This is a genomic window from bacterium (assembly GCA_030652805.1).
In the GTDB taxonomy this organism is placed as follows: Bacteria; JAHJDO01; JAHJDO01; order JAHJDO01; family JAHJDO01; genus JAHJDO01.
Genome location: JAUSPT010000022.1, coordinates 1 through 20,477 on the forward strand (window position 1 = coordinate 1; position 20,477 = coordinate 20,477).

16 protein-coding genes, 2 tRNA genes and 3 rRNA genes are annotated in these 20,477 nt (G+C 39.1%); 20 read left to right on the forward strand and 1 reads right to left on the reverse strand.

What is annotated here, in order from left to right; genetic code table 11:
* Positions 1-359 precede the first annotated feature (359 nt).
* The 20 genes from Q7J67_01030 to lysS all read left to right on the forward strand — a co-directional run bounded on the left by Q7J67_01030 (position 360) and on the right by lysS (position 19,858).
* Complete coding sequence (locus tag Q7J67_01030; GenBank protein ID MDO9463877.1) at positions 360-1,643, forward strand: S41 family peptidase; 1,284 nt, start codon at positions 360-362, stop codon at positions 1,641-1,643.
* Positions 1,644-1,711: 68 nt separating this feature from the next.
* Complete coding sequence (locus Q7J67_01035; protein ID MDO9463878.1) at positions 1,712-2,470, forward strand: hypothetical protein; 759 nt, start codon at positions 1,712-1,714, stop codon at positions 2,468-2,470.
* A gap of 24 nt (positions 2,471-2,494) precedes the next feature.
* The gene (gene tsaD, locus Q7J67_01040; GenBank protein MDO9463879.1) at positions 2,495-3,493 is read left to right on the forward strand and encodes a tRNA (adenosine(37)-N6)-threonylcarbamoyltransferase complex transferase subunit TsaD; all 999 of its coding nucleotides are present in this window, start codon (positions 2,495-2,497) and stop codon (positions 3,491-3,493) included.
* A 50-nt stretch (positions 3,494-3,543) separates the two neighbouring features.
* On the forward strand, positions 3,544-4,833 hold the full coding sequence (lysA, locus tag Q7J67_01045) for a diaminopimelate decarboxylase (GenBank protein MDO9463880.1): 1,290 nt from the start codon (positions 3,544-3,546) through the stop codon (positions 4,831-4,833).
* 1 nt (position 4,834) lies between these two features.
* On the forward strand, positions 4,835-6,037 hold the full coding sequence (tyrS, locus tag Q7J67_01050; GenBank protein ID MDO9463881.1) for a tyrosine--tRNA ligase: 1,203 nt from the start codon (positions 4,835-4,837) through the stop codon (positions 6,035-6,037).
* A gap of 83 nt (positions 6,038-6,120) precedes the next feature.
* Positions 6,121-7,666, forward strand: a 16S ribosomal RNA gene (locus Q7J67_01055).
* An 83-nt stretch (positions 7,667-7,749) separates the two neighbouring features.
* Positions 7,750-7,825: transfer RNA gene (locus Q7J67_01060), tRNA-Ile, on the forward strand.
* Between the two features lie 72 nt (positions 7,826-7,897).
* A tRNA-Ala gene (locus Q7J67_01065) sits at positions 7,898-7,970 on the forward strand.
* A gap of 72 nt (positions 7,971-8,042) precedes the next feature.
* Positions 8,043-11,081 (forward strand): 23S ribosomal RNA (locus tag Q7J67_01070).
* Between the two features lie 21 nt (positions 11,082-11,102).
* Positions 11,103-11,219, forward strand: a 5S ribosomal RNA gene (gene rrf / locus Q7J67_01075).
* The 16S, 23S and 5S rRNA genes sit together here with 2 tRNA genes alongside, the layout of an rRNA operon.
* Positions 11,220-11,307: 88 nt before the next feature.
* On the forward strand, positions 11,308-12,252 hold the full coding sequence (locus Q7J67_01080; protein MDO9463882.1) for a ribose-phosphate pyrophosphokinase: 945 nt from the start codon (positions 11,308-11,310) through the stop codon (positions 12,250-12,252).
* A 12-nt stretch (positions 12,253-12,264) separates the two neighbouring features.
* Positions 12,265-12,963 (forward strand): 50S ribosomal protein L25/general stress protein Ctc, encoded by a 699-nt coding sequence (locus Q7J67_01085; protein ID MDO9463883.1) that lies wholly within the window; start codon positions 12,265-12,267, stop codon positions 12,961-12,963.
* Positions 12,964-13,536: an aminoacyl-tRNA hydrolase gene (pth, locus tag Q7J67_01090; GenBank protein MDO9463884.1), complete on the forward strand. Its 573-nt coding sequence runs from the start codon at positions 12,964-12,966 to the stop codon at positions 13,534-13,536. It begins immediately after the preceding gene.
* An 11-nt stretch (positions 13,537-13,547) separates the two neighbouring features.
* Positions 13,548-15,581, forward strand: coding sequence for a sodium-translocating pyrophosphatase (locus Q7J67_01095; GenBank protein MDO9463885.1), 2,034 nt, complete (start codon positions 13,548-13,550; stop codon positions 15,579-15,581).
* Positions 15,582-15,599: 18 nt separating this feature from the next.
* Positions 15,600-15,887 (forward strand): 30S ribosomal protein S6, encoded by a 288-nt coding sequence (gene rpsF, locus Q7J67_01100; GenBank protein MDO9463886.1) that lies wholly within the window; start codon positions 15,600-15,602, stop codon positions 15,885-15,887.
* A gap of 22 nt (positions 15,888-15,909) precedes the next feature.
* Positions 15,910-16,365 carry a single-stranded DNA-binding protein gene (gene ssb, locus Q7J67_01105; GenBank protein ID MDO9463887.1) on the forward strand — a complete coding sequence of 152 codons (456 nt, stop codon included), beginning with the start codon at positions 15,910-15,912 and terminating at the stop codon, positions 16,363-16,365.
* Positions 16,366-16,389: 24 nt separating this feature from the next.
* Positions 16,390-16,641 (forward strand): 30S ribosomal protein S18, encoded by a 252-nt coding sequence (rpsR, locus tag Q7J67_01110; protein MDO9463888.1) that lies wholly within the window; start codon positions 16,390-16,392, stop codon positions 16,639-16,641.
* A gap of 15 nt (positions 16,642-16,656) precedes the next feature.
* Positions 16,657-17,592 (forward strand): DUF2232 domain-containing protein, encoded by a 936-nt coding sequence (locus tag Q7J67_01115; GenBank protein ID MDO9463889.1) that lies wholly within the window; start codon positions 16,657-16,659, stop codon positions 17,590-17,592.
* Between the two features lie 9 nt (positions 17,593-17,601).
* The gene (locus Q7J67_01120; GenBank protein ID MDO9463890.1) at positions 17,602-18,393 is read left to right on the forward strand and encodes a TatD family hydrolase; all 792 of its coding nucleotides are present in this window, start codon (positions 17,602-17,604) and stop codon (positions 18,391-18,393) included.
* Positions 18,383-19,858: a lysine--tRNA ligase gene (gene lysS / locus Q7J67_01125; GenBank protein MDO9463891.1), complete on the forward strand. Its 1,476-nt coding sequence runs from the start codon at positions 18,383-18,385 to the stop codon at positions 19,856-19,858. The genes Q7J67_01120 and lysS overlap by 11 nt, the downstream gene beginning before the upstream one ends.
* An 85-nt stretch (positions 19,859-19,943) precedes the next feature.
* Here the strand turns inward: lysS and Q7J67_01130 are convergent, their stop codons facing one another.
* A complete protein-coding gene (locus Q7J67_01130) occupies positions 19,944-20,450 on the reverse strand; it encodes a hypothetical protein (protein ID MDO9463892.1) in 507 nt (168 codons plus the stop codon).
* Positions 20,451-20,477 lie beyond the last annotated feature (27 nt).

Consider the following 20,477-nt stretch of genomic DNA (forward strand, 5'->3'; position numbering starts at 1 on the left):
CACCAAAATTCAGTGTATCATACCTTCCTGGGCGCATTCTCTCTTCTCCTTTCTCCCCGAAAGCTTTCGGGGATTTTGTTTTTTCCATAGGAGAGAGAGGATAGCCCTTTACTTTTTATACTTCAATCACTTTTGCATAAAATATTTTACATTACCTAAAATCCTATTTTGATTGACACACTGCTCACTCTTATGCTATTAATATAGCCTATTTACAGATTTTAAGAAAGGAGAACTTATATGCCGTGCGGCAAGAAAAAAAAGAGGCAGAAAATAGCCACGCATAAGCGTAAGAAAAGATTGCGCAAAAACAGACATAAGAAGAAGATAGGGTAAATAGTTATACATAGGAGTTAGTTATGTATCAGACCAATATATCAACTGTAAAGAAAATACTGGTAATAGCTATAGTTATTACTACTATTATGTGTTGTCTCTCTATTGAGGCTTCAAGTGAGAATGTCTCAGATAGTGTTATAGCTGACACAAGCCTTTATGGAGAGCTTAAATTATTTAGTGATGTAGTCACTGTTATACAGTCTTCTTATGTTAGAGAAGCTACGCCGCAAGAGCTTATCTATGGCGCTATCAATGGAATGTTAGTGGGGTTGGATTCATATAGTCAGTTTATGTCTCCAGACATTTACAAAGAAATGCAGGTAGAAACAAAGGGAGAGTTTGGTGGAATAGGAATTGTCATTGGTATCAGAAATGGCTTATTGATTATAATTTCTCCAATTACAGATACTCCTGGAGATCGGGCAGGACTTAAGTCAGGAGATGTGATTACAGAGATAAATGGTAAATCAGCGCAAAAGCTAACGCTCATGGAAGCTGTGAAAAAATTAAGGGGACAAAAAGGAACAAAGGTCTCTATAGGAATTGCAAGGGAAGGAGAAAAGGAGCTTCTGCACTTTGACATTGTACGTGAAGTAATAGAGATAAAGAACATAGAAAATGCCGGAGTACTGGATGATAATGTAGGATATGTGCGAATAGTGCATTTCAATCAAAAAGTTATCCATGAGCTTAAAGAAGAGATTAGTTCTCTTTTGGGGAAGAAAATAGATGGATTGATTGTTGATGTAAGAAGCAACCCTGGTGGTTTATTGGGAGCTTGTGTCAAAGTAACAGATCTGTTCCTGCCAAAAGGGAAACTCATCGTTTCTACAAAAGGGAGAAAGGAAGGACAGAATATAACATTCGTCTCACAAACTGGAGCTCTTTATCCTATGGATATGCCATTAGTTGTTCTTATAAATGAAGGGAGTGCCAGCGCTTCCGAAATTTTTGCCGGCGCAATACAGGACTGGCACAGAGGAATTATACTGGGGACTAAATCATTTGGGAAAGGATCTGTTCAAACGGTAATTCCTCTATCTGATGGATCTGGCATAAGATTGACAACTGCTAAGTATTATACTCCCAAAGGCCGTTGTATTGATGAAGTTGGACTTATACCTGATGTTACTCTGGAGATGACAAAAGAGGAGAAGGTTGAATTATTTGAGGCAAGGATCAAAGCCATTGAAAATAAAGACAAAGCAAAATACTCCATTCTAACTGGAGATAAACAACTTCAATCTGCAGTTAGAATAATAAAAGCTGCCAGAATAATAAGACAAAACTTAAAATCGAAATAATTAAAGTTTTGCGCAGAATCAAAAATCCATTATCTGGAAATTTGGATAGGTTTTAAAAGGAGATTATTATGCCTGATACATTTGCTATAACTATAGTTTCTATTATCACATTCACAGTGGTTGCTGCTTTTATTAGAGGAAGAGTTAGAGATAAATGCCTGTGGGATTTTTCAGAGGACCTGGTAACCCTGGAAAAAACAACTGGCAAAATATTTTGGGGTAAACTGAGCGTGGAAAATACGGGACTAGAACTAATTTATTCAACCAAGTACAAAGATAAAAGTGGACATGATGAGACGAGCTACATTCTATATAAACAGGAGTATCCTAATATTCAAACCTTAATTCGCTACCACGATGAATTAAATGAAGATAGAAAGAAAAAAAGGGAGAAGGAATTAAAAAGAACCTATCATCCCACGGCCTTAAGAAGGCTTAAAAGAAGAATGCAAAATTTATTCAAGACGGTAAGAGATTCGATGATGGAGGTAGTGAATCTGTTAATCGGTCAGGCCAAAAAAGCTACTCCTGCTGGGTCGATGCTAACTTCTCAAGATAAATACGTCTCCCAGATGAAACAAGAATTGATGGGTTCTATTGGAACGGCTTTCGAGCCTTTATTAGAAAGACATATTGGTAAGAGAGTTGTGCTTGAGTTGACTAAAGGTGATAAGATATTTGAATATCCCGGCGTGTTAAAGGACTATACGGCGGAATTTATAGAAATCATGGACGTTGATTACAGAACAAAAGAAGACCAAACAGCCAGAAAGGCAGATCTTGCGATTCTAAGGAAATACGGTGTCATCCGACATCTCGGAGAATAGATAAGGTCTGAGGAGTCTCATAAATTGTTAATTTTAGGAATAGAAACCTCTTGTGATGAGACTGCAGCGAGTGTTGTAGAAAATGGAAAGCACATTAGATCTAATGTTATCAGCACACAAATTGATATTCACAAAAAGTTTGGGGGAGTGGTTCCAGAGCTTGCTTCACGCGCACACATTGAACTGATTAGTCATGTAATTTGGGAAGCTTTGAAAAAAGCGGATTGTAAGTTATCCGAGCTTAATGCAGTAGCGGTTACGAGCAGTCCTGGATTGGCAAATGCCCTTCTTGTAGGCACAGAGACAGCCAAAGCCCTGAGCTTTTCACTAAGTATTCCTCTTATAGCAGTTAATCACATACATGCACACTTATATGCCAACTTTATGGAACACAGTAGTATTATCTGTCCTGTTGTTGGTTTGGTTATATCAGGTGGGCATACAGCGATATTTTCTGTGAAAGATTATAATGATTACGTATTGCTCGGGCAAACCTATGATGATGCAGCAGGTGAGGCTCTGGATAAGGTTGCAAAAATGCTGAATTTAGGCTATCCGGGTGGACCAGTAATATCTAAAATGGCTGAAAAAGGCAACTCTAAAGCTATGAATTTTCCAAGGGCGTTTCTTGGAAAGGATATTTATAACTTTAGTTTTAGTGGAATGAAAACAGCTGTAGCCAGGTATCTTGAGTGTAATTCCACTAAGCATTTGGCAGATGTTAGTGATATTTGCGCTGGATTTCAACAGTCTGTAATAGATGTTTTGATAAAGAAGATTGTTAGTGCAGCAGAACAAAAAAATGTTGAGACAATTTTAATTGGTGGTGGAGTAGCTGCTAATACAGAGTTTCGGAAACAGCTCTCTGAAATTTGTAAAGAAAAGGGCATGAATTTATTTTCCCCTTCATTAAAACTTTGCACAGACAATGCGGCAATGATAGCAGGACTTGCATATCATAGGTATAAAGAAGGGAAATTTGAGGATCTTTCGTTAGATATACATCCGCAGTTGCAAGTGTAAATAGTAGTTGATATACTAAACAAGACATTAATGGTACAAAAGGATTTTCTATGCATGATTTTTCGTATATTGGGAAAAGTTTTTATTGTGAGAATGTGAATCTCGAGAAAATTGCTCAAAGATTCGGAACCCCGACCTATGTATATAGTTATAAGACTCTGATAGATCACTATCTCAAGCTTGATAGAGCTTTTGATTACATCCCTCACACAATATGCTATTCTATTAAGTCAAACTCAAATATAGCAATATGTAAGCTGCTCGCTGATCAGGGATGTGGTGGAGATGTAGTTTCGGGAGGAGAATTGTATCGTGCTATAAAAGCAGGAGTGAAATCGGATAAAATAGTTTATGCAGGAGTTGGAAAGACAAAGGATGAAATAAAATTTGCACTCTTATCCAATATATTACTATTTAATTCAGAGTCTCAAGCTGAACTTGTATTGATAAACAAAATAGCTGGAGAGCTTAATAAACGGCCTAAAATTGGTTTGCGCATAAATCCTGATGTTGATGCCAAGACACATGCATATATAACAACAGGAAAGAAAGAAAATAAGTTTGGAATATCTTTGAATGAGGCCTTTAAGATATATAAGACAGCAAACAGATATAGGAATCTGGAGTTTAGGGGGATTCACATCCACATTGGGTCTCAAATAACCTCGGTTCAACCTTATGTTGAAGCTATTAAAAAAGCAGTAGATTTTATAAATAAGTTGAAATGTGAGGGGATAAAGATAGATTACCTTAATATAGGAGGAGGACTAGGAATAATTTATGATAAAGAAAGCCCTGCAAAAGCTAGTGAATTTGCAACTAGTTTAAAGCCGTTGTTGAAAGAACTTAACTGTTCATTGATTCTCGAACCTGGCAGATTCATAACAGGAAATGCAGGAGTTTTATTAACAAAGGTGCTATTTGTTAAGAAATCGATGAATAAGAAGTTTGTTATTGTTGACGCAGCAATGAATGATTTAATAAGACCAAGTTTATATAATGCGTATCATAATATACTGCCTTTACAGAAATTTGGCAGAAAGAAATCTTCAGATATTGTTGATATAGTGGGGCCTGTGTGTGAATCAGGAGATTTTTTTGCAAGGGACAGAAGATTGCCTTTTGTTGAATCAAATGATGTCTTAGCAATTTTGGGTGCTGGAGCTTATGGGTTTAGTATGTCATCTAATTATAATTCAAGACCAAGGGTAGCAGAGGTGTTAGTAAAGAACAATAAATGTTACTTAATTAGAAAGCGAGAGACGTACTTGGATTTGATAAGAAATGAAAAAATTCCGGCAATATTAGCAAAATTGGGACAGAGAAATAGAGGAAAATAAGGTGTTAAATGAAATAAAAAAAGGCGGAGTAGAGGTCATATCAGAAGAGGCACTTAATAAAAAATTGGGTCTTGGAAGACCTCTGAGAGTGAAATATGGGATAGATCCTACCACGGCAGATATTCACATAGGGCACATGGTTTCTGTTAGAAAGATGAGACAAATGCAAAATATGGGACACGTTGGAGTAGTAATAATAGGGGATTATACTGCTCAAATTGGAGATCCTACAGGACTAGATCGTTCAAGGCCTTCTTTGTCAAAGGAACAAGTTAAAAAGAATGCAATTGAATATATGGATCAGTTATATACTGTGCTTGATAAAAAAAGAACGGAAGTTCATTGGCAGAGTGAATGGTTTGAAAAGATGAAAATTATGAATTTAATAGAGCTTCTTGGTAAGTTTACAGTTGCGCAGATAATGGCCCATGAGACGTTCAGAATGCGATATAAAAAAAGACTGCCATTATCCATGAATGAACTTTTGTATCCAATACTTCAGGCATACGATTCTGTTATGATTAAGGCTGACATTGAGTTAGGGGCTAGTGAACAAAAATTCAACATATTGTTAGGAAGAGAAATACAAAAAAAATATTCTCAGGAACTCCAAGTAGCCATTTTATCACCAGTTCTTATAGGGACAGATGGGGTAAATAAAATGAGCAAAAGTCTTAATAATTATATTGCCATTTATGATACACCAAAGGAAAAGTATGGAAAGATAATGTCCATAAAAGATGATTTGATAATGAGTTATTTTGAATTAGCCACTGATATATCTATTGAGAGGCTTGATGAAATTAGAAGTGCGTTGGCCCATGAAAAGAAGAATCCTATGGATGTTAAAAAGCATTTGGCAAGAGAAATACTGAAAACTTTTCATAATGAGAGTGAAATAAAAGAGGCTGAAGAATACTTCATGAAAGTATGTAGCAGAAGGGAACGCCCTGAAGAGATAGAAGAATTACAGATTAACAGCAGCAAGATATGGATAGTTAAGTTACTGATTGATGCAAGGGTGGCTAAAACAAGTGGTGAGGCAAGAAGGCTTATAAGAGGTGGAGCTGTGTATATTGATGGCAATAAAGTTGTGGAGGAAACTCTTGACATACAGATAAAAAAAGAGTTCCTGCTGAAGGTAGGAAAGAGAAAGTTTATAAAAATAAGACCAAATGCCAAAAATGGGCTTGACAGGAATTAATTCTTTGCTATAATCCAGTCTCTTAAAGACTATAAAGATGTTCTTTGACAAGCGAACAGCGGTCTCTGTTGAATTTTTGATGTTTTTTGAAGAGTTTGATCCTGGCTCAGGATTAACGCTGGCGGCGTGCCTAACACATGCAAGTCGAACGAGAAAGGTCTCTTCGGAGGCTTAGTAAAGTGGCGCACGGGTGAGTAATACATAGGTAATCTACCTCTAAAATTGACATAACTTCGAGAAATCGGAACTAATATTGGATAATATCCTAGAGATGTAGGTTTTTAGGATTAAAGATGGCCTCTACATGTAAGCTATCGTTTAGAGATGAGCCTTTGTCCTATCAGCTAGTTGGTGAGATAATAGTTCACCAAGGCTATGACGGGTAGCCGGCCTTAGAGGGTGTACGGCCACACTGGGACTGATACACGGCCCAGACTCCTACGGGAGGCAGCAGTGGGGAATTTTGCGCAATGGACGAAAGTCTGACGCAGCGACGCCGCGTGGGTGATGAAGGTCTTCGGATTGTAAAACCCTGTTAAGCAAGATGAAATATCTATTGCATAATACGTAATAGATTTGACAGTATTGCTAGAGAAAGCCCTGGCTAACTCCGTGCCAGCAGCCGCGGTAATACGGGGAGGGCGAGCGTTATCCGGAATCACTGGGTGTAAAGGGTGTGTAGGTTGCAGGATAAGTCAGATGTGAAATCCATTCGCTTAACGGATGAACTGCATTTGAAACTATCCAGCTAGAGTATAGAAGAGGAAAGTGGAATTCCTAGTGTAGCGGTGAAATGCGTAGATATTAGGAAGAACACCAGTGGCGAAGGCGACTTTCTATTCTAATACTGACACTGAGGCACGAAGGCTAGGGGAGCAAACAGGATTAGATACCCTGTTAGTCCTAGCAGTAAACGATGGACACTAGGTGTGGGAGGTATTTATACCTTTCGTGCCGTAGCTAACGCGTTAAGTGTCCCACCTGGGGAGTACGGTCGCAAGACTGAAACTCAAAGGAATTGACGGGGGCCCGCACAAGCGGTGGAGTATGTGGTTTAATTCGACGCTACGCGAGAAACCTTACCGGGGTTTGACATGTATTTGACAGATATAGAAATATATTCTCTCTTCGGAGCAGATACACAGGTGCTGCATGGCTGTCGTCAGCTCGTGTCGTGAGATGTTGGGTTAAGTCCCGCAACGAGCGCAACCCTTATCGTTAGTTGCTAACAGGTTATGCTGAGAACTCTAGCGAGACTGCCGGTGATAAACCGGAGGAAGGTGGGGATGACGTCAAGTCCTCATGGCCCTTATGTCCCGGGCTACACACGTACTACAATGGGGTATACAAATGGTTGCAAGACTGTGAAGTGGAGCCAATCCCAAAAAGTATCGCTCAGTTCGGATTGCAGGGTGAAATTCGCCTGCATGAAGTTGGAATCGCTAGTAATCGCAGATCATCTTGCTGCGGTGAATACGTTCCCGGGCCTTGTACACACCGCCCGTCACACCAGCTGAATCAGGTGTACCCGAAGCTCCCGAGTATTCGGGAAATAAGGTATGCTTGGTGAGGGGGGTGAAGTCGTAACAAGGTAGCCGTATCGGAAGGTGCGGCTGGATCACCTCCTTTCTAAGGAGAAAAGGTTGTGTTAAAGAAAGATGACAAAGACCGCTGAATTCGCTTAAGTAAATTAAATGTAGTTATAGGCAGTTGGGCCTATAGCTCAGCTGTGGTTAGAGTGCACGCCTGATAAGCGTGAGGTCGATGGTTCAACTCCATCTAGGCCCACAAAAAGTGGCTAAGTTCGCTTACTATTAGCTGATAGCTACGGGCTTTTGGCTAACAGTGAAAGTGCAGCTTGGGGGTGTAGCTCAGTTGGGAGAGCGCCACACTTGCACTGTGGATGTCGCAGGTTCGACTCCTGTCATCTCCACTATAGAAGTTTTTTTGTTCTTTGAAAATTGAAAATATAGAGAAAATGGCTAAAGAAAAGTTTTAAATTTATGGTCAAGTTATGAAAGAGTATATGATGGATGCCTTGGTGCCAGTAGGCGAAGAAGGACGTGGTAAGCTACGATAAGCCCTGGGGAGTTGCAAACTAACATTGATCCAGGGATTTCCGAATGGGAAAACCCATCATAGGTAATGCTATGATATCCTTTTGGAGGCTAAACTAAGGGAAGTGAAACATCTCAGTACCTTGGGAAAAGAAAGCAAAAGCGATTTCCTGAGTAGCGGCGAGCGAAATGGAATCAGCCTAAACCTAGTGAATGAAATATCCTGTGAGAGTTGTTCAATAGGGGTTATAGGATTTATTGTAATTAAGACACAGCTTAATTGGCAAGTTAGAAAGATATATCTTAGTTGAATAATTCTGGAAAGAATAACCAAAGAAGGTGATAGTCCTGTAGTCGAAAAGATGTATTCTTGCTAAGTAAGTCCTGAGTAACGCGGGACACGTGGAATCTTGTGTGAAGGTAGGAGGACCATCTCCTAAGGCTAAATACTAACTGGCGACCGATAGTGAACAAGTACCGTGAGGGAAAGGTGAAAAGAACTCCTTTTAGGAGAGTGAAATAGTACCTGAAATCATATACTTACAAGCGGTAGGAGGGCTATGTTCTTGCTTCGGCAAGAAAATGCCTGACTGCGTGCCTTTTGTATAATGAACCGGCGAGTTACATAGGTGTAGCAAGGCTAATCCCGTAGAGTGGGAGTAACCGTAGCGAAAGCAAGTATTAATTGTGCGTATAGTTACACCTAGTAGACCCGAAGCTGGGTGATCTACCCATGGCCAGAGTGAAGCTCCGTTAAAACGGAGTGAAGGCTCGAACTAGTTGGTGTTGAAAAACCATTGGATGAGCTGTGGGTAGGGGTGAAAGGCCAATCAAACCCAGTGATAGCTGGTTCTCCCCGAAATATTTTTAGGAATAGCCTCATATAAATTAGATAATAGAGGTAGAGCGCTGGCTGAGCTAAGAGCCTTACCAGGTTACTAAGCCCAATCAAACTCCGAATACTATTGTCTGTACTATGGGAGTCAGAATGTGGGGGATAAGCTCCATATTCAAGAGGGAAACAGCCCAGACCATCAGTTAAGGTCCCAAAATATGAACTAAGTGGCTAAGGATGTTGGAATGCAAAGACAGCCAGGATGTTGGCTTAGAAGCAGCCACTCATTTAAAGAGTGCGTAACAGCTCACTGGTCAAGTGATCTTGCGCCGAAAATTCACGGGACTCAAGTTCATTACCGAAACTATGGGTTTTGTTTAATCTTCGGATTAAGCAGAGCGGTAGGGGAGCGTTCCATGTTAGGTTGAAGCTCGATCGTAAGGACGAGTCGACGAAATGGAAGTGATTATGCCGGTATGAGTAACGATAATATCGATGAGAAAGCGATACGCCTGAAGTCCAAGGTTTCCTCCGCAATGGTAATCAACGGAGGGTTAGTCGGATCCTAAGTCGAGGTTGAAAAACGTAGGCGATGGGTGATCTGCTAATATTCAGATACTATTTAATCTGCGTTTGAGCAAAGGGGGGACACGGAAAGTAAAGCCAGCACACGGATGGAAGTGTGTGTCCAAGCTTGTAGAGGGTCTCAATAGGTAAATCCGTTGGGACGCAACCTCAAGGAGTGTTAGGGAGTCTGATCTACGGAGAAGGCGAACTGGCTCTATCTATGCCGTCAAGAAAAGCCTCTAGTGAGTAGATTAAGTATCCGTACCGCAAACCGACACAGGTGGACAGGGAGAGAATCCTAAGGCGCTCGAGAGAACTTTCGTTAAGGAACTCTGCAAATTAGCCCCGTAACTTCGGAAGAAGGGGTGTTTTTACGTGTGAGGTTTCTTGCAAACTGAGCACGTGAAAATCACAGTAAAGGGGCCCAGGCGACTGTTTAGCAAAAACACAGGTCTCTGCTAAATCGCAAGATGATGTATAGGGACTGACACCTGCCCGGTGCCGGAAGGTTAAGAAAAGGGGTTATTCTCCTGATTTATCAGGGGGAGAAGCTCTGGATTGAAGCCCCGGTAAACGGCGGCCGTAACTATAACGGTCCTAAGGTAGCGAAATTCCTTGTCGGGTAAATTCCGACCTGCACGAATGGTGTAACGATCTGGGCACTGTCTCAACGAGAGGCTCGGTGAAATTGTAGTAATGGTGAAGATGCCATTTTCCCGCGACAAGACGGAAAGACCCCGTGAACCTTTACTGTAGCTTGATATTGGGTTTTAGTATAGTTTGTAGAGGATAGGTGGGAGGCTATGATATCTCGGCGCTAGTCGGGGTTGAGCCAACCTTGGAATACCACCCTAATTATATCAGAACTCTAACCTTGTTCTTTGAATCAAGACATGGGAAAGTATCTGGTAGGCAGTTTGACTGGGGCGGTCACCTCCTAAAAAGTAACGGAGGTGCCCTAAGGTTTCCTCAATACGGTCGGTAATCGTATGTAGAGTGTAAAGGCATAAGGAAGCTTGACTGCGAGACATACAAGTCGAGCAGGTGCGAAAGCAGGGCTTAGTGATCCGGCGGTTCTGAGTGGAAGGGCCGTCGCTCATCGGATAAAAGGTACTCCGGGGATAACAGGCTTATCTCCCCCAAGAGTTCACATCGACGGGGAGGTTTGGCACCTCGATGTCGGCTCATCGCATCCTGGGGCTGTAGTAGGTCCCAAGGGTTCGGCTGTTCGCCGATTATAGCGGTACGCGAGCTGGGTTCAGAACGTCGTAAGACAGTTCGGTCCCTATCTGTCGTGGGCGTAGGATATTTGAGAGGAGCTGTTCTTAGTACGAGAGGACCGGAACGGACGAACCTCCAGTGTATCAGTTGTCACGCCAGTGGCATAGCTGAGTAGCTGCGTTCGGAAAGGATAAATGCTGAAAGCATATAAGCATCAAGCCTCCCTCAAGATTTGATATCCCTTTCTCCGAAGAAATTCGGGGAACTGAAGATCTCCCGTAGACTACGGGATTGATAGGCTGGAAGTGTAAGTACAGTGATGTATTTAGCTTATCAGTACTAATAGATCGTGAGACTTGACCATAAATTATTTTTTTAAAGAATTCCCGGTAGTGATAGGAGAGGAGAAACACCCGTTCCCATTTCGAATACGGAAGTTAAGCTCTCTACCGCCGATGGTACTATTCTGGTGACGGAATGGGAGAGTAGGTAGCTGCCGGGTTTTTTTTTATTGTTATGTTATTGACATAAGCGAGCAATTTATGATACTTTTTATCATATAATTGAATGATAATTCAGGAGACGAATGCATGAAAAAGAATAATATAAAAATATTCTCAGGAACATCAAATCCAGCTTTATCTAAAGAAATATCCAGCTGTTTAGAAATTTCATTGTGTAAAGGAGAAACAAGTCGTTTTGGGGATGGAGAATTTAATATAAGAATTAATGAGAATGTAAGAGGGAAAGATGTATTTATTATTCAATCTACATGCCCGCCTGTTAATGAGAATTTAATGGAATTGCTTATTACAGTCGATGCGTTCAGGAGGGCTTCTGCCAGCCGAATTACTGCAGTGATTCCGTATTACGGCTATGGCAGGCAGGATAGAAAAGTTCAACCGCGCGCTCCAATAACAGCTAAACTTGTTGCTAATTTAATTACAAAAGCTGGTGTTGACAGAGTTTTGGTAATAGATTTGCATGCTGGTCAAATACAAGGGTTTTTTGATATCCCTGTGGATAATTTATTTGCTGCACCGCCTGTTTTGGTCAAATATTTTTTGACAAAGAAAATTGAGAATGTTACTATCGTCTCTCCAGACTCTGGAGGCGTTGAAAGAGCAAGAGCAATAGCAAAGAGAATGAACGCGACCCTTGCTATTATTGATAAGAGAAGACCTGAAGTAAATGTGGCTGAAGTGATGAATGTGATTGGAGATGTGAAAGGAAGAAATGCAGTGATTCTGGACGATATGATCGATACAGGCGGTAGTATAATAAAAGCAGCAGATGCGCTTCATGAGAAAGGTGTAAAAAAAATATTTGCAGCATGTACACATCCAGTATTTTCCACAGATGCTATTGAACGTCTTGATAAGTCTGTTATTGACGAAATAGTTGTTACAAATACTATCCCAATAGATAAGAAGAAAAAACCAAAAAAAATCAAAGTTCTTTCAATAGCAGAGCTCCTTTCAAATGCAATATATAGTATTCACAATAATACTTCTGTAAGTTCATTGTTTGTTTAATGGGAGATAATAATGCAAAAAATTCAGTTACAAGCCAATATTAGAAAAGAAATAAATAAAAGATCTACAAAAGATCTGAGGAAACAGGGATATATACCTGTTGTTTTATATGGTCATGGTATAAAGACTTTGAATCTTGCAGTTGAACAGAAAAAGTTTGAGCAAATGGTAAAAAAAATGCATGGAGAGAATGTGCTTATATCTTTATCAATAGATAGTGATGGTTCTTCAAGGCAAGAAACTGTAATGGTTAGGGAGATTCAGTATCATCCTGTAAGTGATGAATTGCTTCATATAGACTTTTATAAAATATTGCTTCATGAGAAAATTACTACAAGGATTAGTATAATTCTTACCGGCGAGGCTCCAGGAGTTAAAGAGGGGGGAGTGCTGGATCACTCCATGAGAGATATGGAAATTCGCTGTTTGCCTGATAAAATACCAGGTCATTTAGAAGTAGATGTTGCACAGCTGGGAATAGGTTCATCCATTCATATAAGAGATATGAAGATTCCAGAGGATGTGGAAGTCTTAGCAGACCCTGACCAGGCAGTTGTTTCCATTGTTCCTCCAACTATTATAAAGGAGGAGGAAGTTTCTGTGGAAGAAGAGCCGGAAGTTATTGATGAAAAGAAGGAAGACGTTAAAGCTGATGCGTCAGAAGGAGAGAAGAGAGAGAAAGAAGAGAAAAAACCAGATGAGCAAAAGTAGATGAAGATAATTGTAGGATTAGGTAATCCTGGTGTCAAGTTCAGGGAAAACAGACACAATGCAGGATTTATGACTCTCGATAAAGTGGCAAAAGAGACGGGGATTAATATAAAAACCAGAAAGTTTGATTCTATAATTGGCAGGGGTTTTATAGGAAAGGATGAAGTAATTCTTGCAAAGCCACAGACTTTTGTCAATTTAAGCGGGCAAGCAGTCTCAAAGCTTGTTAATTTCTATAAAATGAATTTGGAAGATTTGATTGTTGTTTATGATGATGCTGATATAGAATTTGGCAGGATCAAAGTTAAGAAGAACGGAAAATCCAGCGGACATAATGGTGTAGAATCTATTATAGATGCACTGAGTAATGAGAATTTTCCGAGAATACGCATTGGTATAGGCAGAAGCAGTCATTATGAAGATTTAAAAAAGTATGTGCTAAGCAATTTTGATAAGCTTGAAAAGAATAAACTTGATAAGATTCTATCTAAGGTTTTAGAGGCTATAATCATAATTATAAGAGATGGTATTGATAGAGCAATGTGTACTATCAATGCATTGGTAATTGTATAGAAAGGATTATAATGAACGTTCAGTTGTTATTTCCGTTGATATGTAGTTTCTTAGCGTTGGGGTTTGTCATAATTCTTTCAATTGGAGTTTTAAAAAAAGGAGAAGGCACTCAGAAGATGAAGGATATATCTCGTCTTATACAAGAGGGAGCTAGAGCCTTTTTAAAACGGGAATACAGTTATATTGCTGTTTTTGTAGTTTTAATAGCCGGGCTAATAGGTATAACACCTTTTATAACTAAAGGCATTGGTCTGGGATGGAAGACATCCATTGCTTTTATAATTGGTTCTTTTATGTCTGCTTTTGCAGGATATATTGGAATGAGTATAGCAACAAGAGCGAATTCCAGAACAGCAAATGCTGCTTCTAAAGGAGGAGTAAAAGCAGCATTAAATGTAGCAGTTTCGGGTGGCTCAGTAATGGGAATGAGCGTGGTTGGTCTGGCTTTATTAGGTCTTATCATTGTATATTTTATATTTAAAGGGGATCCTGTAATAATAAGTGGATACGCTATGGGAGCAAGTCTTGTAGCTCTTTTTGCAAGATCTGGTGGAGGAATATTTACAAAAGCAGCAGACATGGGAGCAGATCTTGTTGGAAAAGTAGAAGCAGGTATTCCTGAAGATGACCCTAGAAATCCCGCTGTGATTGCTGATAATGTTGGAGATAATGTTGGAGATGTTGCAGGTCTGGGTGCAGATCTTTTAGAGTCATACGTTGAATCTATTATTGCAAGCATAGCTATTGGTTCAACATTTGTTGTTATAATGGGGCAAAGTGTAGCTGATAAGTTAAAGTTTATGCCGATTTATATAGCAGGCGCAGGGATTATAGCTTCTATTATTGGGGTAGGTTATGTAAAGGCATTTGGCAAAAAAAATCCTCAGGAAGCTTTAATGGGTGGTACTTATATAAGCGCTGTCTTGTCAATTATAGGTACGTATTTTATCGTGAGTAGATTTGGTGTGGCGTTTGAGAACTATTCTAAACTGGGTCCTTTTTACGCTACTCTTGCTGGAATTATATCAGGGATGGCAATTGGCTTTACAAGCGAGTTTTTTACCTCCAGCAAATACAAACCAGTTAAAAAACTTGCTGAAAGTTCCAAGAGCGGTCCTGCAATAACTATTACTGGTGGACTGGCAGTTGGCATGGAAAGCACTTGTATGCCTGTAGTGGTGCTTGCCGCTGCTATTATGGTTGCTTATCATTTTGCAGGAGGATATGGAGTTGCTATGGCTGCTGTAGGTATGCTTGCTACAACCGGCATGATCGTCTCAGTTGATTCATACGGACCTATTGCTGACAACGCAGGAGGTATCGCAGAGATGGCAAAACTAGATCCATCCGTAAGAAAAATAACGGACAACCTGGACGCTGTTGGCAATACAACAGCAGCAATTGGTAAGGGGTTTGCAATAGGTTCAGCTGCATTTGCAGCTATAGGGTTGATAGCTGCTTATACTATGGCAGTTGGCATAAAAGGAGCAGATATTACGGATCCTAAAGTTATGTCAGGCTTATTGATTGGAGGTATGCTGCCGTTCCTGTTTTCTTCAATGCTTTTTAAGGCTGTTAGTAAAGCTGCATATGAGTTAATAGGTGAAGTGAGAAGACAGTTCAGGGAAATCAAAGGATTAATGGAAGGAAAGGTAATGCCTGATTCAGCAACGTGTGTTGATCTTGCAACAAAAGGGGCTATTCAAGGTATGTTGCTTCCTGGTGCTATGGCTATTGTAGCACCTGTTGCAATTGGATTGTTATTAGGACCTAAAGCTCTTGCAGGCCTTCTTGTTGGAGCATTGATATCCGGTCTTATGCTTGGAATCCAGATGGCAAATAGCGGCGGAGCCATGGATAATGCCAAAAAATATATCGAGGAAGGCAATTTTGGCGGAAAGGGTAGCGAGGCTCATAAAGCAGCTGTTATTGGAGACACAGTCGGTGATCCGCTAAAGGATACAGTTGGACCTTCTATTAATATTTTGATTAAGCTTATGAGTGTTATTTCTCTTGTTTTAGCACCATTGTTTGTAAAATTTTAAAAAAATGGAGGTGGTTTGGTGGATAGAAATAAGTACGAAGGTTTGTTTATTATAAACTCTGATTTAACAGAAGATGATCGGGATAAGGTTATAGGAGAGATTGAAAAATGTATTGCATCCGCAAAAGGCAAAGTTATAGATGTTGACCGTATTGGGAAGAAAAAGTTTGCTTATAAGATCAAAAAGCGCAGTGAAGGAGTGTATGTAAATATAAAATTCGAAGCCCCTTCTGAAGGTATTATTGTGCTTAATAAGAAACTAAAATTAAAAGAAGATATACTTAGAGTTTTTATTTTGAGGAAGTAATAAGCAAAAAAGGAGAATAAACATGGCAAATTTGAATAAGGTTTTTTTGATGGGCAATTTGACAAGGGATCCAGAACTCAAATATATACCAAGTGGTACTGCAGTTGCGGATTTTAGCATAGCAATTAATCGGTTTTTTAAAAATAAAGAAGGAACAAAGACAGAAGATACGTGTTTTGTAAGAGTTGTTGTATGGGCTAATCAGGCGGAGTCCTGCGCAAAATATCTTAGTAAAGGAAGGCCTGTTTTTATAGAAGGGCGCTTGCAAAGCCGTTCATGGGAAGACAAAGATGGACAAAAACGAAGCGCTATGGAAGTAGTTGCAGAGAGAGTTCAGTTTCTTGGTACTTCGCAAGGAAGTAGCAGTACCACACCTCTACCAAATGAAGAGAAAGGCTCACCTGTCCCTGAAATACAGATAGATGAGAAGGAGGAGGAAAAGCCCGAAAAATCTGGAGAGGATGAAGTCCCATTCTAATATAATAGAAAGGAGATTGCCCTTATGTTTCAAAAAAGGAAAAAAGACAAAGGTAAGAAAAAAAAGATTATAAGGAAGAAATATTGTAGGCTTTGTGTTGAAAAGATGGATGAAATTGATTATAGGGACACAAAAACGCTCTCTGGCTTTATTACTGAGAGAGGGAAAATCCTTTCAACTAAAGTCTCAGGGAATTGCACCCGTCACCAGAAAAAACTTGCCGTTGCAATAAAACGAGCAAGAATGTGCTCATTACTGCCTTTTACTGCAGAATAAATTGAGAAGTGTCAGTTGCCAACAAGTAAAAAGATAATCCTACTCTCCCTTGTATCACTATGTTTTTTTATCTCATGGAGATTTTTTGCTTTTGGCCAACTGTTCTTTCAAGTCTTAGTTCCTTTACCTATCATTGTTTGTGTGTATTTACTTGATGTTCGGAAAGGATTTCTATGCTTTTTTATTATGGCATCAGGTATCTACTTAATTTTTCAGAATCACTTTTTAGCAATTTTATCTATACAACTTGGACTTTTGGGATTAGTTACAGGTATAATACTTAAGAACAAGTTTTCTTTTGTAAAGACCGTTGTTTTATCAACAGTTGTTTTGAGCCTTATAAGTCTTTTGGCTATTCTTGTAATTTCGTTGCATAATAGGAATTTTCTTAATGTGATTTACATGAATTTACAGATTCAGATGGATAAAAGTCTGAAAATTTATGAAGAAACAGGTATCAGCAAAGAAAATATTGAGTTAGTTAAAAAGTCATTTGGTACAGTATTAAATACAATTAAAATTAGTTTTCCGGCTATTATTTTCATTCTTAATTTTTTAATAGTCAGCATTAATCTTTTCTTCTCCAAAAAGATACTTGGTTTAAAACATCTTAAATCATCTTCTTTTAAAACATGGAGGCTGAGGGATGAGTGTATATGGGTGTTTATTATATGTGCCATAATGACATTTCTACTCAAATACGCCAAATTTCAATCAGGATATATAATAGGACTGAATTTGCTGATTATTATTTCGGCTGTTTACCTGGTAAGTGGACTAGCAATTACAAATTTCTTTTTTGACAAATGGAAAGTCTTTCCTTTTGTTAAGGTTCTGATTTATGTACTGGTTTTTACTTCTCCAATTTTTCTTATGCTTATTATTATATTAGGTCTGATTGATTTCTGGTTCGATTTTAGAGGTAGAGTGGCTGCAAAAGAAAAATCCTGACCATTTTAAATGAAACTTTTTGATACTCATGCGCATTTAGCCGATCCTGCTTTTAAAGAGGGGATTGATTCAGTCATATCTGAGGCAAATAGTAATGACGTAAAATATATGATTAATATTTGCTGTGATATTAAAAGCATTGAAATCGGATTAGAGACAATTTATGGGAAGAAGAATATATTGACGGCAATTGGTCTGCATCCGAACTATGCTGATAAAGTCAGGCAAGATGATCTAATGTATATAAGAGAATGTTTAGAAAAGCACGCGAATATTACAGCAATAGGGGAAACAGGTCTGGATTATTACAGAGATACTTCCAGTAAGAAGTCGCAGAAAGAGCTTTTTCGTAAGCATATTGAACTGGCTTTGGAATTTGATATGCCCATAATTATCCATAATCGTGAGGCGCACAAAGATATCTTGGATGTTATTAAGGATTACTCTATAAGCAGGGGAGTGATACATTGTTTTTCAGGAACCATGGAATTTGCGCAAACTTGCCTGAATCGCGGCTTTTATATTTCATTTGCGGGAAATCTCACCTATCCGAATGCGTCTGGCTTGAGGCAGGTTGCAAAGGAGATACCAAATGATAGGATTCTCATAGAAACTGATTGCCCCTATCTTGCTCCACAAGCTGTAAGAGGTAAACAAAATCAGCCAAGTTTTTTAAAGCATACAGCTCTGGAACTTGCAAGAGTTAAAGAACTTGACGCAGAAGAAGTAGCCTGCCATACTGCAGAGAATGCGAAAAGACTGTTTGGACTAACAAATACCGGAGAAGAAAATGACAGATGAGCATGAGCTGATTAAAATAAGAAAAGAGAAATTAAAAAAGATAAGAGAGCAGGGGATAGACCCTTATGCTCTGCATTTTAGACGGACTCATTCTGCATCATCAGTGCACGAATGCGCCAAAAAAGTATCTGTTGGTGAAGTATTGGAAGAAGTGGAAGTTCTGGTAATCGGAAGGATAATGACAGTAAGGGAGCATGGTAAAAGCTGCTTTGCTAATATAAGAGATGACTCAGGAGATATACAGATATATGTTAAGTCAAACGCTGTTGGAGCAAAAGCATACGGTTTATTCAAGCTGCTGGATATAGGCGATTTCATAGGAGTTAAGGGGAAGATTTTTAAAACAAGGACAGGAGAGGATACTATATTTATTTCAGAGTTTTCTGTATTCTCAAAGTCCTTACAACCTTTACCTGAAAAGTGGTCAGGTCTTAAGGATATAGAATTAAAATACCGCAGAAGATATGTTGATTTAATAGCAAATACAGATATTAAACCATTATTCAAACTTCGCAGTCATATAATAAGCTCAATGAGAAAGTTCTTAGAAGGAAAGAATTTCATGGAAGTAGAAACACCAATGATGCAGCAGATCCCTGGTGGAGCTATGGCAAAACCATTTGTAACTCATCATAATACTCTTGATATGGATTTATATTTGAGAATAGCTCCTGAACTGTTCCTTAAAAGATTGATAGTCGGCGGATTTGAGAAGATTTACGAAATAAACAGAAACTTTCGCAATGAAGGCATATCAACACGGCATAATCCTGAGTTTACCATGCTTGAATTATATCAGGCTTTTATAGATTATGAAGATCTTATGCTTCTAACTGAGGAGATGTTCCATACTATAGCAGCCGAATGTCTCGGTAAGACAAGTTTTGAATATCAGGGGCATAACATTGAGTTGAAGAAAAAATGGAAGCGATTGAGCTTTGTTGATGCTATAAAGAAATATGCTGAAATAGATTTAGAATCAGTTTCAGACAAAGAACTTAAAGATAAGGCAAAGCACCTTGTTCCTGAAGCAAAGAAAATGAATTCCTTCAGAGAGATTGTAGATGCTATATTCAAGAAAGTAGTAATCCCGAATCTCATTGAACCAACCTTTATAATTGACTATCCTGAAAGAATGTGTCCTCTTGCAAAGAAGAAAAAAAATAATAAAAATCTTACAGAAAGATTTCAGCCATATATATGTGGTATAGAGTTAGGCAATGCATATTCCGAGCTGAATGATCCGATGGAGCAAAAGGAGCGCTTTTTAGACCAAATAAAAGATAGAAAGATAGGAGATGATGAAGCGCATCTTATGGATGAAGATTTCATCACTGCTCTGGAATACGGCATGCCGCCAACAGGAGGATTGGGTATAGGCGTTGACAGACTTGTTATGCTCTTCACCAATTCCCCTTCAATTAGAGATGTGATACTATTTCCGCAGTTGAAGCCGCAGAAGTGAAGCTAGCAAAAACTTTTCAACGGTGAAGATCACAGTTTTGGCGCGTAGTGCCAAATACTATGAATCCTGTTACTAAGCATTCCTATTATTGCATAGAACCTAACCATGCGGATTGCGTTTCTGACATTGTAGTAGCTTCGTCAATATCCTCTTGCAACATAAATAATACAGTCAGACGGTGAAACCCGTCTGCTACTTCTAGTAATGAATCATTTGAAAAAAGAATTATTGAATTCGGCAATTTCCCAGTTTCTTTTAGATATCTATAAATACTTATTGCCCTTTTTCCACTATTACCAATAAAGCTAGTAAGCGCATTTGGCTGGCCTCCAATTCCTCTCATCAGGTTGTAGATAATTTTTTGGCTCTTAGGCCCGACCATTTGAAAGGTCAATTTCAATTCCTTCTTCTCCCACTTCAGATTCTGCCAGAACGAAATGGGCTTATTCCAAAATATACCATCCCATCTTGAGCCATGAGGAGGCCACCCCAAAACACGGATCCGCCCATCTAACCACAAGGTGAACAGCTCTTCATTCATATTTGGGAACAGCTCTCTAGCTTGCTGGCAGTGATCTTGGGTATTACTCATTTTACTTTATGCTGAACAATTAATATA